General features: G+C 42.5%; 17 protein-coding genes. 1 reads left to right on the forward strand and 16 read right to left on the reverse strand.

Annotation, left to right across the window (positions count from 1 at the left end):
* Positions 1-155: 155 nt before the first annotated feature.
* The 3 genes from HMPREF1115_RS03875 to glmS form a co-directional block, all read right to left on the reverse strand.
* Positions 156-1208 carry an LLM class flavin-dependent oxidoreductase gene (locus tag HMPREF1115_RS03875; RefSeq protein WP_000229784.1) on the reverse strand — a complete coding sequence of 351 codons (1053 nt, stop codon included), beginning with the start codon at positions 1206-1208 and terminating at the stop codon, positions 156-158.
* 110 nt (positions 1209-1318) lie between these two features.
* Positions 1319-1852: a hypothetical protein gene (locus HMPREF1115_RS03880; RefSeq protein ID WP_000727574.1), complete on the reverse strand. Its 534-nt coding sequence runs from the start codon at positions 1850-1852 to the stop codon at positions 1319-1321.
* Between the two features lie 100 nt (positions 1853-1952).
* Positions 1953-3761 (reverse strand): glutamine--fructose-6-phosphate transaminase (isomerizing), encoded by a 1809-nt coding sequence (gene glmS / locus HMPREF1115_RS03885; protein WP_000334297.1) that lies wholly within the window; start codon positions 3759-3761, stop codon positions 1953-1955.
* Positions 3762-3976: 215 nt separating this feature from the next.
* Between glmS and HMPREF1115_RS03890 the strand changes: the two genes are divergently transcribed.
* Positions 3977-4390: an EamA family transporter gene (locus tag HMPREF1115_RS03890; protein ID WP_000264206.1), complete on the forward strand. Its 414-nt coding sequence runs from the start codon at positions 3977-3979 to the stop codon at positions 4388-4390.
* Between the two features lie 38 nt (positions 4391-4428).
* Here the strand turns inward: HMPREF1115_RS03890 and HMPREF1115_RS03895 are convergent, their stop codons facing one another.
* The 13 genes from HMPREF1115_RS03895 to HMPREF1115_RS03955 all read right to left on the reverse strand — a co-directional run bounded on the left by HMPREF1115_RS03895 (position 4429) and on the right by HMPREF1115_RS03955 (position 16809).
* Positions 4429-5808: a glycoside hydrolase family 1 protein gene (locus HMPREF1115_RS03895; protein ID WP_000911345.1), complete on the reverse strand. Its 1380-nt coding sequence runs from the start codon at positions 5806-5808 to the stop codon at positions 4429-4431.
* A gap of 98 nt (positions 5809-5906) precedes the next feature.
* On the reverse strand, positions 5907-7760 hold the full coding sequence (locus tag HMPREF1115_RS03900; RefSeq protein ID WP_000814028.1) for a proline--tRNA ligase: 1854 nt from the start codon (positions 7758-7760) through the stop codon (positions 5907-5909).
* A 16-nt stretch (positions 7761-7776) separates the two neighbouring features.
* Positions 7777-9033 carry an RIP metalloprotease RseP gene (gene rseP / locus HMPREF1115_RS03905; protein WP_000579747.1) on the reverse strand — a complete coding sequence of 419 codons (1257 nt, stop codon included), beginning with the start codon at positions 9031-9033 and terminating at the stop codon, positions 7777-7779.
* 15 nt (positions 9034-9048) lie between these two features.
* Positions 9049-9852 (reverse strand): phosphatidate cytidylyltransferase, encoded by an 804-nt coding sequence (locus HMPREF1115_RS03910; RefSeq protein ID WP_000159120.1) that lies wholly within the window; start codon positions 9850-9852, stop codon positions 9049-9051.
* 8 nt (positions 9853-9860) lie between these two features.
* The gene (locus HMPREF1115_RS03915; protein WP_000466705.1) at positions 9861-10619 is read right to left on the reverse strand and encodes an isoprenyl transferase; all 759 of its coding nucleotides are present in this window, start codon (positions 10617-10619) and stop codon (positions 9861-9863) included.
* Positions 10620-10825: 206 nt separating this feature from the next.
* Entirely contained in the window at positions 10826-11410 is a 585-nt protein-coding gene (locus HMPREF1115_RS03920; protein WP_001094981.1) for a nucleotidyltransferase family protein, read from the reverse strand.
* Positions 11391-12389, reverse strand: coding sequence for a Holliday junction branch migration DNA helicase RuvB (ruvB, locus tag HMPREF1115_RS03925; protein WP_002882004.1), 999 nt, complete (start codon positions 12387-12389; stop codon positions 11391-11393). The genes HMPREF1115_RS03920 and ruvB overlap by 20 nt, the downstream gene beginning before the upstream one ends.
* Before the next feature lie 590 nt (positions 12390-12979).
* Entirely contained in the window at positions 12980-13396 is a 417-nt protein-coding gene (locus tag HMPREF1115_RS03930; RefSeq protein WP_000628691.1) for a GNAT family N-acetyltransferase, read from the reverse strand.
* An 11-nt stretch (positions 13397-13407) separates the two neighbouring features.
* Positions 13408-14103 carry a GNAT family N-acetyltransferase gene (locus tag HMPREF1115_RS03935; protein WP_001144894.1) on the reverse strand — a complete coding sequence of 232 codons (696 nt, stop codon included), beginning with the start codon at positions 14101-14103 and terminating at the stop codon, positions 13408-13410.
* Positions 14104-14197: 94 nt separating this feature from the next.
* Entirely contained in the window at positions 14198-14617 is a 420-nt protein-coding gene (locus tag HMPREF1115_RS03940; protein ID WP_000825486.1) for a DUF3021 domain-containing protein, read from the reverse strand.
* A gap of 9 nt (positions 14618-14626) precedes the next feature.
* On the reverse strand, positions 14627-15082 hold the full coding sequence (locus HMPREF1115_RS03945) for a LytTR family DNA-binding domain-containing protein (RefSeq protein WP_000701935.1): 456 nt from the start codon (positions 15080-15082) through the stop codon (positions 14627-14629).
* Positions 15083-15100: 18 nt separating this feature from the next.
* Positions 15101-15943: an ABC transporter permease gene (locus HMPREF1115_RS03950; RefSeq protein ID WP_000561017.1), complete on the reverse strand. Its 843-nt coding sequence runs from the start codon at positions 15941-15943 to the stop codon at positions 15101-15103.
* On the reverse strand, positions 15943-16809 hold the full coding sequence (locus tag HMPREF1115_RS03955) for an ABC transporter ATP-binding protein (RefSeq protein ID WP_000602881.1): 867 nt from the start codon (positions 16807-16809) through the stop codon (positions 15943-15945). The genes HMPREF1115_RS03950 and HMPREF1115_RS03955 overlap by 1 nt, the downstream gene beginning before the upstream one ends.
* Positions 16810-16812: the final 3 nt, after the last annotated feature.

Below are 16812 nucleotides of genomic sequence, written 5' to 3' on the forward strand. Positions count from 1 at the left end.
CCAAGCGGAAATCGTCTTTTTTACTATTTTATCTTGTACTTGGTATAAACTAGTATATATTCCACTAGATAGTATGCTCTATCGCTTGTACCACTTCCACCTGTTGCTGAATCCATGGGTGTTACTCACCAATCGACTCAACCGATTGAATTTTTTTATATCCTCTCTTTCATGGCAAAGTAAGCTCGTACTTTGGGGGCCACTTGTGTGCCGAAGAGTTCAATAGCTCTCAAAACTTGATCATGTGGCATAGAACCAAGCGGTAGATGGAGCATGAAGCGGTCCAAGTCTAAATCCTCAATCATGCGAATCAATTTTTCTGCTACCTGATCAGGATTTCCCACAAACATGGCTCCATTTGGACCAACTTGCTCCAAATATTGCTCATAGGTCAACTCCTGCCAGTGCGGACGGTCTTTGGAAATAGTATCCACTACTTGCTTGGTCGGATGGAAATAATCTTTGACAGCCTGCTCGCCATCTTCAGCAATCCAGCCCCAAGAATGAGCCCCCACTTTTAGGTCTTTATCCGCATGACCGGCCTCCCTACCAATCTCACGATAAGCTTGAATCAGCTTTTTAAAATATCGCGGATTGCCACCGATAATGGCATAGACAATCGGCAACCCTGCCCGAGCAATCTTCACTGTTGACTCTACATGACCACCTGTCGCCACCCACAATGGCAATTTGTCCTGAACAGGACGAGGATAGACTTCTTTTCCAGCAATGCTTTGGGTCAATTGACCTTGCCAGTCTATCTTGGTCTTTTCATTGACTAACTGGAGCATGTCTAATTTTTCATCAAAGAGAGCTTCGTAGTCTTTCAAGTCATAACCAAACAGAGGGAAGGACTCGGTGAATGAACCACGCCCAGCCATAATCTCCGCACGGCCATTTGACAAGGCATCGATGGTGGCATACTGTTGGAACAAGCGAACCGGATCCATACTCGAGAGAATGCTGACTGCACTAGTCAAACGAATCTTCTTGGTATTAACAGCACCAGCTGCAAGGACAATCTCTGGCGCCGATACCGCAAAGTCTTCCCGATGATGCTCCCCAATCCCGTACACATCCAAACCAACCTTATCAGCCAACTCAATTTCTGCCACCAACTGACGAATGCGTTCATCATGACTGTAAATCTGTCCAGTCGCTTCTAGAGCTGTTGTTTCACCAAATGTTGAAATCCCTAATTCTACCATCCTGTTTCCTCGCTATCTCTTTTAGTTTTAGGGTATTTTATCACTAATTAGTTTTATTTTCAATAAATTTGCTCATTAGAAAAAGCCTAGATGAACTAGACTTTCTTAGTTTATTCTACCTGTAGTTTATTGTCTTTCAAAGTTAACTTCGAGTTTTCTGTCAATTCTGTTTGTTCAAAAGTGTAAATCGTCTCACCCTTTGTATCAATCATGTACCAGGCTTGGTCTTTACGGACAACCAGGGCAAGCTCCGTACTATTTGTGTCCTCGTTTTTGACAGACAAAGGAAAGGCCTTGTCCACACCTTCCAGAGCTACTTTATTCCCTGTTTTTAATTCTACTAGGTAGTACACGCCATCCTTTGTACCAAAACTGTAGTCCCCATTAATCGGTGTGTGGCTATCATAGTTTTTCATTAGAATGGAAGTTTTATCCATACCTTCAAACGCCTTTTTAAAGTGTTCTTTCTGCTCTTCAGCTTTCTTTTGATCTTGAGACTGAACCGTCTCTTGCACTGCAGCAATCCGTTCCAGGTTTTGCTTTTTCGCTTGTCTCTGCTGATGGATCAAGATCGTACGTATCAAGTAAGAACTAGACAAGACGATACCAACCAGCATAGCAATAATACTTTTTTTCTTCTTCATTTTCTTCTCCTTATAAAAAATTAAAGGCGAGCAAAAATACTCCTCACTCAAGTATACCAAGAGAGAGCAAAAAAGTCTAGATGAACTAGACTTTCTTAGCTTATTCTACTGTTACTGACTTAGCAAGGTTACGTGGTTTGTCCACATCGAGTCCACGGTGTAGAGTTGCAAAGTAAGCGACCAATTGTGTTGGCACGACCATTGAGATTGGTGAAAGGTATGGGTGGACGGTCGTAAGGACGATATCGTCTGTGTCTTTAGCAACATTTTCCTCTGCGATAGTGAGAACCTTGGCACCACGGGCTGCGACCTCTTGGATATTTCCACGAGTATGGTTAGCAAGGACTGGATCTGACAAGAGGGCCAAGACAGGCGTTCCTTCTTCAATCAAGGCAATGGTCCCGTGCTTGAGTTCTCCTGCCGCAAAGCCTTCACATTGGATGTAAGAAATCTCTTTTAGCTTAAGACTGGCTTCCATGGCTACATAGTAGTCTTGACCACGTCCGATGTAAAAGGCATTGCGAGTGGTTTCGAGAAGGTCACGAACCTTTGCATCAATGGTTTCTTTTTCTGAAAGAGTTGATTCGATAGACTGAGCCACGATTGACAACTCATGAACCAGGTCAAAGGCTTGCGCTTTGGCATTGCCGTTTGCTTCTCCAACTGCTTTTGCCAAGAAGGCAAGAGCTGCGATTTGTGCTGTGTAGGCCTTGGTTGATGCCACGGCAATTTCAGGACCCGCGTGAAGAAGCATAGTGTGGTTGGCTTCACGAGAAAGAGTTGAACCTGGAACGTTTGTCACTGTCAAGCTTGGAATCCCCATTTCATTAGCCTTGACCAAAACCTGACGGCTGTCAGCTGTTTCACCAGACTGGCTGATAAAGATAAAGAGTGGTTTTTTGCTGAGAAGTGGCATACCATAGCCCCACTCAGATGAAATTCCAAGTTCAACAGGTGTATCCGTCAATTCTTCCAACATTTTCTTAGAAGCAAATCCTGCGTGGTACGATGTTCCAGCTGCAAGGATGTAAATGCGGTCTGCATCTTGAACAGCCTTGATGATAGCTGGATCTACAACAACTTGACCAGCCTCATCTGTGTAGGCTTGGATGAGTTTACGCATCACCGTTGGTTGCTCGTCGATTTCCTTGAGCATGTAGTAAGGATAAGTCCCCTTACCGATATCTGACAAGTCGAGCTCCGCAGTATAGCTAGCACGTTCACGGCGATTGCCATCATAGTCTTGAACTTCGACACTATCAGCCTTGACGATTACCAACTCTTGGTCATGAATTTCCATGTATTGGTTGGTCTCACGAATCATAGCCATAGCATCTGAGCAGACCATGTTGTAGCCTTCTCCAAGACCAATCAAGAGTGGTGATTTGTTCTTAGCGACATAGATGACATCTGGATTTTCAGAGTCAACCAAGGCAAAGGCATAAGAACCACGGATGATGTGAAGAGCTTTTTTGAAGGCTTCAAGAACTGAAAGGCCATCTTCTTCTGCAAATTTCCCAATCAAGTGAACGGCGATTTCCGTATCTGTTTGCCCCTTGAAGTGGTGACCTGCAAGGTATTCTTCCTTGATTTCGAGATAGTTTTCAATCACTCCATTGTGCACCAAGACAAAACGTCCCGTCTCAGAGCGGTGTGGGTGAGCATTATCTTCCGTTGGTTTCCCGTGAGTCGCCCAACGCGTATGTCCGATACCTGTTGTTCCCTCAACACCAGCTGTCTTGGCAGACAATTCTGCGATACGACCGACAGCCTTGACTAGATGATTTTCAGCACCACCTAGGACAAAAATCCCCGCAGAATCATAGCCACGGTATTCGAGCTTTTCAAGCCCTTGAATCAAAATATCAGTTGCATTTGTGTTTCCAACAACACCAACAATTCCACACATAGTATATACGACACAGACCAGCTGTGCTTTCTCCTTAAATTGGTATAGTCTAATTCTCGCTTTACGGAATCAGCAAAAACAGTATATACTTGTTTTTCTCACTTGTCAAGGATAAAAATTGGTATAGTTTTTCTATCTGGTATTTTATCAAGATTTCACTTGATACCTGACAAGTCGGCATCAATTACTTATAATAAGGGGAGGAGGTATTGGCCATGTGGTTTTTCTTCGCACTTTTATCAGCTATCTTTGCAGCCTTAACGTCAATTTTAGCCAAGATTGGGATTGAAGGAGTTCCATCCAATCTAGCAACTGCTATTCGTACAGTCGTCGTCATTCTTATGGCCTGGGCTATGGTTTTCTTGACCAATAGTCAGACCGAAATTGTCAACATCAGTAAAAAAAGTTGGCTCTTTCTCATCTTATCAGGCTTAGCCACTGGCGCCTCCTGGCTCTGCTACTACAAGGCCTTGCAGATGGGCAATGCGACTGAGGTATCTGCTGTCGATAAATTCAGTCTCGTCCTTACCCTCGTTCTAGCCTTTTTCTTCCTACAGGATGTCCTGACGTTTAAAACAATTATTGGCTGTATCCTGATTACGATTGGGACCTTGGTGATGATATTGTAATAAAAAGTGAGATGAACACCATCTCACTCTTTTTATTCTTAAAATCCATTATGGTCGCTGAGTTCCTTGAACCAATGGCCTGATTTTTTTAGACGACGTTCCTGTGTTTCCAAGTCAAGCTCAACCAAACCGTAACGATTTTTATAGCTGTTGAGCCATGACCAGCAATCGATAAAGGTCCAAATCAAGTAGCCTTTACAGTTAGCACCGGCTTCAATGGCGCGATGAAGTTCAGCAAGATGCCCTTTGACAAAGTCAATACGATAGTCGTCCTGAACCATGCCATTCTCTCGGAATTTATCTTCCCCTTCAACACCCATACCATTCTCTGTCAACATCCACTCAATATTACCATAATTTTCCTTGATATTTTGGGCAATATCATAAATCCCTTGCTCATAAATTTCCCATCCACGGTGAGGATTGATTTTACGGCCCGGCATGATATAAGGCTCGTAAAAATGTTCTGGCAGAAGCGGGCTGTCAGGATGCTTGGCAAAACGCGGAGCCATAACACGCAGAGGCTGGTAGTAGTTGACTCCAAGAAAGTCCACTGTATGTTCACGAATCAGTTCCAACTCTTCTGCTGTAGAATCTGGCAGCAAATCATGCTCAGCTAAAATTTCCACTAACTCTTCTGGATAAGCTCCCAAGACAGACGGATCTAGGAAAGATTGAGCTTGGAAGAGGTCGGCAATGCGCGCAGCCTTGACATCCGCAGGATGCTGGCTACGTGGATAGGCTGGTGTCAAGTTAAGTACAATTCCAATCTTAGAGCCAGGCAGAATCTCATGACAGGCCTTAACCGCAAGACTACTAGCCAGTTGCGTATGATAGGCAACCTTAACCGCTGCTTTGGCATCCACCTTGTGAGGATAATGGGCATCATATAAATAACCAAATTCTACGGGGACGATGGGTTCATTAAAGGTAATCCATTGGTCTACCAAGTCACCGTAAGTCTCAAAACAGAAACGAGCATAGTCTTCATAAGCCTTGATGGTCGTCTTATTTTCCCAACCATCGCCGTCTTCTTGGAGGGCAAAAGGCAGGTCGAAGTGATAGAGATTGACTAAGAGACGAATCCCTTTGGCCTTAATAGCTTCAAAAACCTGACGGTAGAAAGTAACCCCTTGAGGATTGACTTCTCCACGACCTTGCGGGAAAATACGAGACCACTGGATAGAAGTTCGAAAGGCTGTATGACCTGTTTCTACCAAAAGCTCAATATCCTTTTTCCAGTTTTCATAGAAGGTAGATGTTTTGTCAGGTCCAATTCCATTGTAATAACGGTTTGGCTCTGCATGATACCAATAATCCCAGAGATTATCTCCTTTACCATCACCAAGCACTCGTCCTTCTGTCTGTGGTCCAGAAGTGGAGGAACCCCAAACAAAATCCTTTGGAAATTTTAGCATAGCTTTACCTCTTCATTTACTCATTTTCCCCATTATATAGAAAAAACAAGGTAAAAACTAGTTACATTTTTGCCTTGTTTTTCTTCTGATTAAAGTTTTTATTTCTTGCTGAGGATTTCAAGCGTTTCAAGCAAGTTGTCTGCATGAACTTCGATGGTGTCACCAGTTGCTTTAATCTTAACTTCTACGATGCCATCAGCTGCTTTTTTCCCAACAGTAATACGGATTGGCAACCCAATCAAGTCGCTATCGCTAAATTTAACACCGACACGTTCGTTACGGTCGTCTGTCAAGACTTCGTAACCAGCTCCCATCAAGCTTGCTTCCAGTTTCTCTGTCAAGGCTTGCGCTTCTTCATCTTTAACATTGACAGTGATCAGGTGCACATCAAATGGTGCCAATTCTTTAGGGAAGTTAACTCCCCAAGCATAACGGTATTCCCCTTTAGGCGTTTTGTTAACAAAGAGGCGGGCGTGTTGTTCCATAACTGCCGAGAGAAGACGGCTAACACCGATACCGTAACATCCCATGATGATTGGCACAGCACGGCCATTTTCGTCCAAAACATCTGCACCCATGCTTGCTGAGTAGCGAGTTCCGAGTTTGAAAATATGACCGATCTCGATACCACGGGCGAAGTTTAGGACACCTTGTCCGTCTGGGGAAATTTCACCCTCACGAACTTCGCGGATATCCACGTATTCTGCAGTGAAATCACGACCTGGGTTCACACCCGTCAAGTGGTAGCCATCTTCGTTGGCCCCCACAACAGCATTGCGAACATCTTGCACCTTACGGTCAGCAATGATTTTCACATTTTCTGGCAAAGCAACTGGTCCAAGCGAACCAAAGCCTGCTGGGACGACACTTGCGATTTCTTCCTCACTCGCAACGTCAAAGAAATCTGCTCCCAAGTGGTTCTTCAACTTGACTTCATTGAGTTGGTCATTTCCAACTAGAAGGGCTGCAACAAGCTCACCATCTGCCATGTAGAAGAGGGTTTTAATCGTTTGTTCTTCTGGGACATTTAGGAAGGCTGCAACCTCATCGATGGATTTAACGTCTGGAGTTTCGACGCGAGTCACTTCTTCTTCAGTAACGACACGGTTGCTTGGTTTGTACTCGTTTGTTGCCATTTCTAAGTTAGCCGCATAGCTAGACTCACTTGAGTAGGCAATGGTGTCTTCACCAGAAACCATCCATTTGAGCAATTCTGCCTTGATTTCTTCTTGCACTTCTGCAGGAATTTCATCAAATGAGGCAACTGACTTGTCCAAGACAACCCAGCGGTCAAGGTCTGTACGGGCTGGTGTAATGGCCATAAATTCTTGGCTATCCTTACCACCCATGGCGCCACCATCACCGATGATAGCCTTGAAGTCCAAACCACTACGAGTGAAGATACGTTCATAGGCTGCCTTGTACTCGTCATAAGTCACATCCAAACTATCGTAATTAGCATGGAAACTATAGCCGTCTTTCATGATAAATTCACGCGTACGGAGAAGTCCGTTACGTGGACGTTTTTCATCACGGTATTTCGGTTGGATTTGGTAAAGGTTGAGTGGCAATTGCTTGTAAGATTTCACAGAGTCACGAACAATAGCTGTAAAAGTTTCTTCGTGTGTCGGACCTAAGATAAAGTCTGACTTTTCACGGTTTTTCAGTTTATAAAGGTCTTCACCATAGGTTTCATAACGACCTGATTCACGCCAAAGATCAGCACTGAGAAGTGCAGGAGCCAACATCTCCACCGCACCAATCTTATCAAACTCTTGGCGCATGATATTCTTAGCCTTTTCAATCACACGGTTAGCGAGTGGTAGGTAAGAATATACACCGGCAGAAACTTGACGAACATAACCAGCACGCAACATAAGGGCGTGGCTGATAACTTGAGCATCGCTTGGCATTTCGCGAAGCGTTGGGATTAGCATTTTACTTTGTTTCATAATATTCCTCGATTATCTAAAAGAAGAGTCGCATAATGTCATTCCAGGTCACAGCTAGCATCAAGACAACCATGATAACTACACCAGCCATGGTGACATAGGTTTCAATTTCTTGTTTAAGGGGTTTCCGGCGGATAGTCTCTAGGATATTGAGCACAATCTTTCCACCATCCAAAGCCGGGATAGGAATCAAGTTAAAAATCCCGATATTAATAGAAATCATAGCTAGGAAGTAGAGGACATTCTCAATTCCATTTTTAGCAGCATCGCTACTTGCCTTAAAAATGGCAACGGGACCACCGAGTTTGTTCAAATCTGGATGGAAAATCAAGTTTTTCAGAGCCGAAAGGATACGGAGACCTGAGTCAGCAGCAGTTGTAAATCCACCAACAAACATGGACAGAAAGTCTGACTTGACCCCCGGTTGAACCCCAAGAATGTAACGTCCTTGATTCTCTTCTGGAGTCACCGTGACTTGTTTTTCGCTACCATTTTCAGAAATAGTCACATCCAAGGTCGGGGCGGTCTTGTCCTTGGTATCTGCTTCCACAGCCTGGGTCAAGTCTTGCCAATTCTTAACCTCATGCGAGCCGATCTTGGTGATTTGAGCGGTCTCAGCTACACCTACCTTAGCCAAAGCTCCCTCTGGCATGACATGAAAGAGATTGGTCTGAGTATCTCTAACACCACCCTGCAAAAAGATCAGGATCCAAAAAACAACAACACCTAAGATAAAGTTATTCATAGGACCTGCAAAGTTGGTGATGAGCTTACCCCAGATAGAAGCATTTTGATACTGTACATCCAGAGGGGCAATGCGCACCTCGGTTCCATCTGCCTCAACAACTGTTGCATCGTGATCCACTGCAAAAGTCTTTTCTTCTTCCAAGACTAAGCCTTTAATGAAGAGCTTGTCTTCAAAGTCAAACTGGGTTACCTGCATAGGGAGAGCTGTTTGATCCAGTTTCTTCCCTGAGAGGTTGATCCGTTTGACCTTACCATCTTCGGCAAGTGTTAAACTGACCGGGGTTCCTGTCTTGATCTCCGTCGCATCATCACCCCAACCAGCCATACGAACATACCCTCCTAGAGGAAGGATTCGAATGGTATAAGCAGTGCCATCCTTACCGATATGGGAAAAAATCTTGGGCCCCATACCAATGGCAAATTCACGAACTAGAATGCCCGATTTCTTGGCAAAATAAAAATGTCCAAACTCATGCACCACCACAATAATCCCAAAAACGAGGATAAAGGTTAGCAATCCAATCATTCAATATTCCTTTCTTTAAAACAGGCCAAATAAGTGCATCATTGGAAACACAATCAGCATGCTGTCAAAGCGATCCAACACACCGCCATGTCCAGGGATAAATTTTCCAGAATCCTTAACACCGAAATGGCGTTTCATGGCACTCTCAATCAAGTCACCAAACTGACCTGCCACACTGAAGAAGGCAGCAAAGAGACTCATTCTATAAATCCCATAAGGAAGAGCAACTGTGCTATCCACTAACATGAAAACCACTGTTATCAGTACCGCACCTAGAATACCCCCGACAAAGCCCTCAATACTCTTATTAGGAGAAACTCTTGGTGCCAACTTATGTTTACCAAAATTCATCCCTGTCAGGTAGGCTGCGCTATCTGTCGCCCAAACGATAAAAAGGGCCAAAAGTACCTTGTCAAAACCTGCCACCCGAGCATCTAGTAAGGCATTAAAGCCAAAACCAACATAAAAGCTCACAGCAATTGGAAAAGCGGCATCTTCAATCGTATAGTTTTTACTGAAAACGGTCGTCCCTAGCATTATGGTAATCAAAACACTGTAGGCAACCACATTCCCATCAACAGGCAAAAATGTTAGGTAATTTTCTAAAGGAACTGTGAGAGCGAAGGTCGCAAAAAGAGTCAAAGCACCCTCAATGGTCATAGTCTTTAGCCCCTTCATGTGCAAGAGTTCATGGACGCCTAGCATCGCTAACAAGCCAATCCCTATCTGCAACAAGAGCCCACCCGCAAACAAGACTGGAAGGAAAATCGCCAGGGCCAATACCGCAAACAATGTTCTCTTTTGTAAATCCTTGGTCATATCTTCTCCTAAACTCCTCCAAAACGGCGATTGCGATGGTTAAAAGCAGCAATAGCTTCCTGCAAGGCAGCTTCATCAAAATCAGGCCACAAGGTATCCGTAAAGTAAAGCTCACTATAGGCTGCTTGCCATGGCAAGAAATTACTCAAACGCAACTCACCACTCGTACGGATAATCAAATCCGGATCCCGCAAATCCTTTGGCAGGTGTTGCGTGAAAAGATAGTCCCCAATCATATCTTCTGTGATATCACCAGGGTTGATTTTAGCATCTAGAACATCTTGAGCCAAGCCCTTAAGAGCCTGCGTAATTTCAGCACGACCACCATAATTGAGCGCAAAATTGAGAATCAAACCCGTATTGTTCTTGGTCAACTCCTCTGCTTTTTTCAAAGCTTCAAAAGTCGGCTTAGGCAAACGGTCCGTCTCCCCAATCATCTGAATCTTAACATTATTTGCGTGCAATTCAGGGACATAGTTGTCATAAAACTCAACGGGCAAGTTCATGATAAACTTGACTTCTTGATCTGGGCGTGTCCAATTTTCCGTTGAAAAGGCATAAACCGTGATGACCTTGACTCCCATCTTGTTAGCTGCCTTGGTCACCTTTTGGAGGGCTTCCATCCCCGCCTTATGACCAAAAACCCGTGGTTGCATCCGTTTTTTAGCCCAACGACCATTCCCATCCATGATGATGCCAATATGAGCAGGAACCTGTGTTGGAACCTCAACTTCTACAGCTTTATCTTTCTTAAAAAATCCAAACATGTTCTTATTCCTATTCAAAAATCTATCGTTTCATTATACCATATTTCCCTATTTTCTTCTATTGCTAAGTTATTAGCTCTCCGTACAGACAAAAAATAAGCCGCCTGATTGGGCGACTTAATTTTATAGGGAGATTATTATGAAAAAGTTTTAGGAGTTTAAGTTAAGTTCCTCTTAACTTATGAACCTAGTATACCGTCACTAACTTAAATTTTTCTTAAGTTTTTTGAAAAAGTAAGATTTTTCCATTTTTCTTGCCAATTTTTCTTGGACAAGCGTTCTTGATAGAGCTTCATTCGGTCCTCATTCTCTAAAAAATGAGGAGTTGGGGAAATCTGAAAGTTCAAAATATCCTCTAAACCATAGGGGACAAAGAGCTCCAAAGTTGCGTCGGCATGCAAGCGGAGTCCTATCGCCGTACATCGTTCTGGATACTTACTCATGGCATCACGAGAACTCGTGTAAGGCACAGTGTGGGGACTGTGCAGATGCATATAGACCTGATTTTTCAACTCCCACTGATACTGAGGGAAATCTTCTCTCAGCTTTTTCTCTAGGGATACTGTTTTCTCATAAGAAATATCTGGATCAAAGAAAATCACATCCACGTCCGTTTCATGATCAAAAGGCGATTTGTCTGACAATAGATTCCAGATGAAATTCCTGACAGAACCTGCCGCCAACCACGAGTCTTTCAGACCAAGGTCACGAATGATGGTCAGAATGGCCATCATATCTGGATCTTTTCTAAAAACCTCTAGAATTTCTTGTTCATTTTTCATTGTATTCATACCCTAAATGCTCATATGCCTTAGCAGTTGCCACCCGTCCAGAACGAGTTCGCATGATGAAACCTTTCTGAATCAGGTAAGGTTCGTACATATCTTCGACTGTCTCACGCTCCTCGGCAATATTAACAGAAAGAGTTCCTAAACCGACAGGACCACCACCATACATCTCAATCATGGTGCGAAGGATTTTTTGGTCTACATAGTCCAAACCTTCACGGTCTACATCCAGCATGGTCAAAGCCTTATCCGTAATCACATCATCAATCAAGCCATCCCCCATAATCTGGGCAAAGTCGCGCACGCGCTTGAGGAGACGATTGGCGATACGAGGAGTTCCTCGACTGCGTAAGGCCAACTCCGAAGCTGCCTCATGGGTGATTTCCATCTCAAAAATATCTGCTGTCCGCTCAACAATTTCCGTCAAGTCATCATGAGCATAGTATTCCATATGACCTGTAATCCCAAAACGTGCTCGTAGAGGATTAGAAAGCATCCCCGCACGTGTCGTCGCACCAATCAAGGTAAAAGGCGGCAAGTCCAAATGGACACTGCGACTGCCCTCTCCAGCCCCAATCATGATGTCAATGTAAAAGTCCTCCATGGCACTATAGAGCACCTCTTCCACCGACATGGGCAAGCGATGAATCTCATCAATAAAGAGAACGTCTCCAGGCTCCAAATCATTCAAAATCGCTACCAGATCCCCCGCTTTTTCGATGACAGGACCAGACGTTTGCTTGAGATTGACTCCCAGTTCATTGGCAATAACAAAGGCCATGGTTGTTTTCCCGAGACCTGGAGGACCAAATAAAAGAACATGGTCCAGTGCCTCATCACGCATTTTTGCTGCCTCGATAAAGATTTGCAGCTGGTCCTTGACTTTATCCTGACCGATATATTCACGTAAATATTGGGGACGGAGGGTACGTTCTACTAACTCCTCATCCCCCATGATCTCATTGTCTAAAATTCTACTCATGGCTCTATTATATCAAAAATCCAAGCCACAAACAAAAAAGCCACCTGATTGGGTGGCCTCTTTAGGGAGATTATTATGAAAAAGAAAAGTTTAGGATTTCATTAAATAAAGGGTACTCAATGAAAATCGAAATCAGACTAGGCAGATAGACGCAAGCATAACTATAGTTAGCTAAGTCGACTCTAACGAAGATTGATGAGATTTTCGAAGAGTATTAGGAGGTCTTTATTTAATGATTATATGATACAAGATGAATCTTAAAGCTAACTTAACTTTTTCTCTGATTTATTATTTTTTAAAAAATTTTTTTCAAATGGATTTTTCCTCCCCAAGTCATAAAAAAGCCACCTGATTGGGTGACTTCTTTAGGAGATTATGATGAAAAAGAAAAGTTTGGGATTTCATTAAATAAAGGGTACTCAATGAAAATCGAAATCAGACTAGGCAGATAGGCGCAAGCATAACTATAGTTAGCTAAGTCGACTCTAACGAAGGTTGATGAGATTTTCGAAGAGTATTAGGAGGTCTTTATTTAATAACTATATGATACAAGAGGATACTTAAACTTTACTTAATAAAAAATAATTTTTTTATCTTTTTCGATCCACCCAAATCATTCCTGTACAGTCATAAGTAGATAAGGCTTCAAATCCCAGAGATCGATAGAATCCCAAGGTTTTTTCTGTCTGATCGGTCACTAGTTGGACTTGATAGGCATCTTTGTAATCACCTAAAGCCTCTTTCATCAAGTTGCTACCAATCCCTTGGCGCTGATAGCTAGGCAAAACGAGCAAATCCTGGACAAAAATCGATGAAAAACCATCTCCGACCAAACGAACCAAGCCCACCACGGAATCTCCATCATGTGCCAGATAAATCGCTAATGAGTGAGACAAGGCCTTCTCCAGCATCTGAGGTTGATGGGTATAATTTGTCCAACCGACTGCCTGATAGAGATGCAAAACATCCTCTAGCTTGACAATTTCTTGCTTTCTAATAGTTATCATCTCAATACCTCTCAGAATTCTCTTAAGCTCTTGTACTGCCGTCCATTTTTATCAAAATTTTCAGGAGCCAACCATGTTTCCAAACGAGCTTTAACTTGAGGCCAGTCCTTATCAATCATAGCGAGCCAATCCGTATCCCTCGTGCGCCCCTTATAAACAACTGCCTGGCGGAAGGTTCCTTCATAGATAAAGCCCAAACGTTCCGCAGCTCGTCTTGATGGCAGATTTAGAGCATCGCATTTCCACTCATAGCGACGATAGTTAAGCTCTTCAAAAACATAGCGAGCTAGGAGATATTGAGCCTCTGTCCCTATACGTGTTCCCCTGAGTTCTGGAGAAAAAGTGACAGCTCCCACTTCTATTACTCGGTTATTCTGGTCAATGCGCATGAGAGAAAAAGTTCCCAAAGCCTTACCAGTTGCCTTGTCTATAATCGCATAGTAAAAACGGTCCTTACGAGCCAACATCTGATTTAAGACGGTAACCAGTTCCTCCATATCTGCCACTGGCTCCTGAAAGAGGTAGGTCCACATCTCCCGAGGCGTATCTGAACCATAAACAGCTAATAAATCCTCCGCATGCTTTTCTACCGAAAGAGCCTCTATTCGAGCGTAGCACCCTTCTAAGAAATCAATGGAAGGCATTTCACCTGGCGTATAACCTTCCATTGACTCACCAATTATCTGACCATATTCATTTACTGGCATCGTTTTTCTCCTTGTTTTACTCTGAAAATACTATATCATAAATTACTCTAAATGGAAACTAACACTCTCCTCAAACCTCATCCTCAACACTACATTAGTGATTCGTTTTCTTTCTTTTATCTTCTAAGGCTTGATTAATTCGTTGGGTGAGCTTGTGAGTTTGCCAGATCTGGTACAACCATATCAGTCCATAAATTAATAAGAAAAAGAACCAAAGCAAGGGACTCAACAATGCCGAACCCCAGCCAAAAAATAGGTAGGTTAATACTAAAATAGTAGCTGTCGCTAACAAATGAACTCCTACACGCATACTATAAGCAAGAAACTCTAGCCTTTCAAGGATTAAGGTCAATACCCCCATAATTCCACTCATCAAAAACAAAGCTAGAATATTTTTTGTCGTTGGTGCAGGATAGGTAATACCTGAATAAAACTGAGCCAATAACACCAAACTCAAATAAACAAAGGAGGCCGTACGCATTCCCGATACAAAATAAGCAATCAATCGCTTCATGATTTTCTCCTATAAACCTAGATAATCCATTAAGGACTTAACGTATTTCCGACTCACACTCGATTTGAGACCCCGAGTCATCTTAGCCATCATGTTCCCTGAAAAGCTATCCGATAATGACTCTAAATGGTCAATGTTTATGACTGAATGACGCGATATCTGTATAAAGTTACGCCGATTAATTCGATTCTGAAAGTTTGTCAATGTTTCCTTAGTTTTATAAATCCCATCTACCGTATAAATGGTCAACAAATTCTTATCGATATCTGCTAGAATAAGATCCTCAATTTTCACCATAAGCAGATGATCATCCGTTCGAATAGGAATGACCACCTGATTGGTCGTTGAAAATTGTTCTAAATACTCCATGACCTCTCTTGCTTGGTCGGTTAACTGAGCCGCCTGAATTAAAATGTGTGGGTCTTTTTCTGAAAACTCTGTCTTCATTTCAAAACGAATCTTCATTTTCTCTCCAATACATCTTTATTTTCTCTTGCTAAACACTTTAACAAATAACATCCAAAGAAGAATAGCGACGAGACTGATAATAACCACTATAAAGTATGTTTCTTCCTTTGTCAATAGTTCTTGCCAGTTGATTTGGATTCCCATTTTTTCTTGAAATTCCTGTAACAGACTGTTATTTCCTGAAAATGCGATCTCTAATCGCTCTTTCATCAAGACTTGTCGATAGAGAGAAGCAATATAAGTTGCAGGGGTACATTTCATGAAAAGCTGTGCAGAATCAGGTAGTACTCCAATGGGGATATAAGTTCCTACTAAAAATCCAGAGGCAGTTCCCACTATCGTTGCCAGTTTACCAAGGCTATCTACAGATTGAAAACGGTAAATCAAGAGAACATTTACCAGACTTGAAAGCAGACTGCTTAACAACATAATCAAAGCGATTTCCGGTAAATAGCTGATAACTGGGCTCTCTTTAAAATAAAAACTCATAACAGCATACATAAACACCTGCATGACAAAAGAAATGACAATACTACTGATTAGATAGGATGCCTGTAAGCCCCAGTTACCTAAATCAGTCAAGAAGAGATCTTGATCCACTTGATTTTCGCGGTCCTGAACCATTTGTTTAAGAGCCGTAAAACTGGTTGTCATCCCAGTCACAGCCAAGGTCCCACCCATCAGCCAGTTATTTAAAAGGTTCGTACTATTAGGGAGTTGGGACCAAGAATCCGTCAAATTCTTCTGCAAAAAAATGATATAAAGGAGGAAGGAAATCAATGCCCCCAATAATGAGAAAAATACTCCCGAACGATTACGAAAATATAAGATAAAATTCCGTTTCAATAAAGCTATCATTAGCGAACCTCTCTTCCTGTAAGTGCAATAAAGGCATCATCCATAGTACCCGGACGAAACTCAAAAGAATCAATTTCTTCTCGAACTTTTGTCAAATATTCAATGGCCTCCTGTGACGTACTTGGATAAAAAAGATATTCCATCTCATTTTCTTCCTCGACTGTCATTCCAGTCTGTAGCAGCTTTTCTAAATCCTTCATTTCCTTAAAACGAATTTTTAAAATATTAGATGCATACTGACTTTTAATAGCAGTCGCAGAACCTTGCGCAATCACTTTCCCATGATCAACGATATAGATCTGATCCGCTTCATCTGCTTCATCCAGATAATGAGTCGTTAAGATAATAGTCATCCCTTCATCCTTTTGTAGTCGATACAGTAGATCCCAGATGGATTTGCGAGTTTGAATATCAAGACCTGTCGTTGGTTCATCCAAGAAAAGAATATCTGGTCGCGAAAGAAGAGCACGCGCAATATCAACCCGACGTTTTTGCCCACCTGACAAAGTCCCATATAGTTGTTTCTGGAAAGCAGTCAAACCCAGTTGATGAATCAAATCATCCACACGACTTGCCGCAATCTCCTTATACTGTTGAGCACGAATCGTGAGATTTTCCCTAACCGTCAACATCTCATCCAGTACACTAGCTTGAAAAACCACTCCGATTTTCGTATTTGGCGCATATCGAATCTGACCTTGTGTCGGATTTTTCAAACCGATTAACATGGAAATGGTGGTTGATTTCCCTGCACCATTGGGTCCCAAAATAGCATTGAAACTTCCTTTTTCAAACTCTAACTGAATATCATCAACAGCCATATGATTGCCGTACCGTTTAGTCAAATGTTTAGCTTGTAAAATCATATT

Origin of the sequence: Streptococcus oralis SK610, assembly GCF_000257455.1 — a bacterium.
In the GTDB taxonomy this organism is placed as follows: domain Bacteria; phylum Bacillota; class Bacilli; order Lactobacillales; family Streptococcaceae; genus Streptococcus; species Streptococcus oralis_CB.

Excerpts from the sequence above, each read along its gene's own strand:
- glmS (WP_000334297.1), bottom strand. The coding sequence starts at position 3,761 with ATGTGTGGAATTGTTGGTGTTGTTGGAAACACAAATGCAACTGATATT.
- HMPREF1115_RS03915 (WP_000466705.1), bottom strand. The coding sequence starts at position 10,619 with ATGTTTGGATTTTTTAAGAAAGATAAAGCTGTAGAAGTTGAGGTTCCA.
- HMPREF1115_RS03940 (WP_000825486.1), bottom strand. The coding sequence starts at position 14,617 with ATGAAGCGATTGATTGCTTATTTTGTATCGGGAATGCGTACGGCCTCC.
- HMPREF1115_RS03950 (WP_000561017.1), bottom strand. The coding sequence starts at position 15,943 with ATGATAGCTTTATTGAAACGGAATTTTATCTTATATTTTCGTAATCGT.
- HMPREF1115_RS03895 (WP_000911345.1), bottom strand. The coding sequence starts at position 5,808 with ATGCTAAAATTTCCAAAGGATTTTGTTTGGGGTTCCTCCACTTCTGGA.
- HMPREF1115_RS03900 (WP_000814028.1), bottom strand. The coding sequence starts at position 7,760 with ATGAAACAAAGTAAAATGCTAATCCCAACGCTTCGCGAAATGCCAAGC.
- rseP (WP_000579747.1), bottom strand. The coding sequence starts at position 9,033 with ATGATTGGATTGCTAACCTTTATCCTCGTTTTTGGGATTATTGTGGTG.
- HMPREF1115_RS03945 (WP_000701935.1), bottom strand. The coding sequence starts at position 15,082 with ATGAAGATTCGTTTTGAAATGAAGACAGAGTTTTCAGAAAAAGACCCA.
- HMPREF1115_RS03910 (WP_000159120.1), bottom strand. The coding sequence starts at position 9,852 with ATGACCAAGGATTTACAAAAGAGAACATTGTTTGCGGTATTGGCCCTG.
- HMPREF1115_RS03955 (WP_000602881.1), bottom strand. The coding sequence starts at position 16,809 with ATGATTTTACAAGCTAAACATTTGACTAAACGGTACGGCAATCATATG.
- HMPREF1115_RS03890 (WP_000264206.1), top strand. The coding sequence starts at position 3,977 with ATGTGGTTTTTCTTCGCACTTTTATCAGCTATCTTTGCAGCCTTAACG.
- HMPREF1115_RS03920 (WP_001094981.1), bottom strand. The coding sequence starts at position 11,410 with ATGAATACAATGAAAAATGAACAAGAAATTCTAGAGGTTTTTAGAAAA.
- HMPREF1115_RS03880 (WP_000727574.1), bottom strand. The coding sequence starts at position 1,852 with ATGAAGAAGAAAAAAAGTATTATTGCTATGCTGGTTGGTATCGTCTTG.
- HMPREF1115_RS03930 (WP_000628691.1), bottom strand. The coding sequence starts at position 13,396 with ATGATAACTATTAGAAAGCAAGAAATTGTCAAGCTAGAGGATGTTTTG.
- ruvB (WP_002882004.1), bottom strand. The coding sequence starts at position 12,389 with ATGAGTAGAATTTTAGACAATGAGATCATGGGGGATGAGGAGTTAGTA.
- HMPREF1115_RS03935 (WP_001144894.1), bottom strand. The coding sequence starts at position 14,103 with ATGCCAGTAAATGAATATGGTCAGATAATTGGTGAGTCAATGGAAGGT.
- HMPREF1115_RS03875 (WP_000229784.1), bottom strand. The coding sequence starts at position 1,208 with ATGGTAGAATTAGGGATTTCAACATTTGGTGAAACAACAGCTCTAGAA.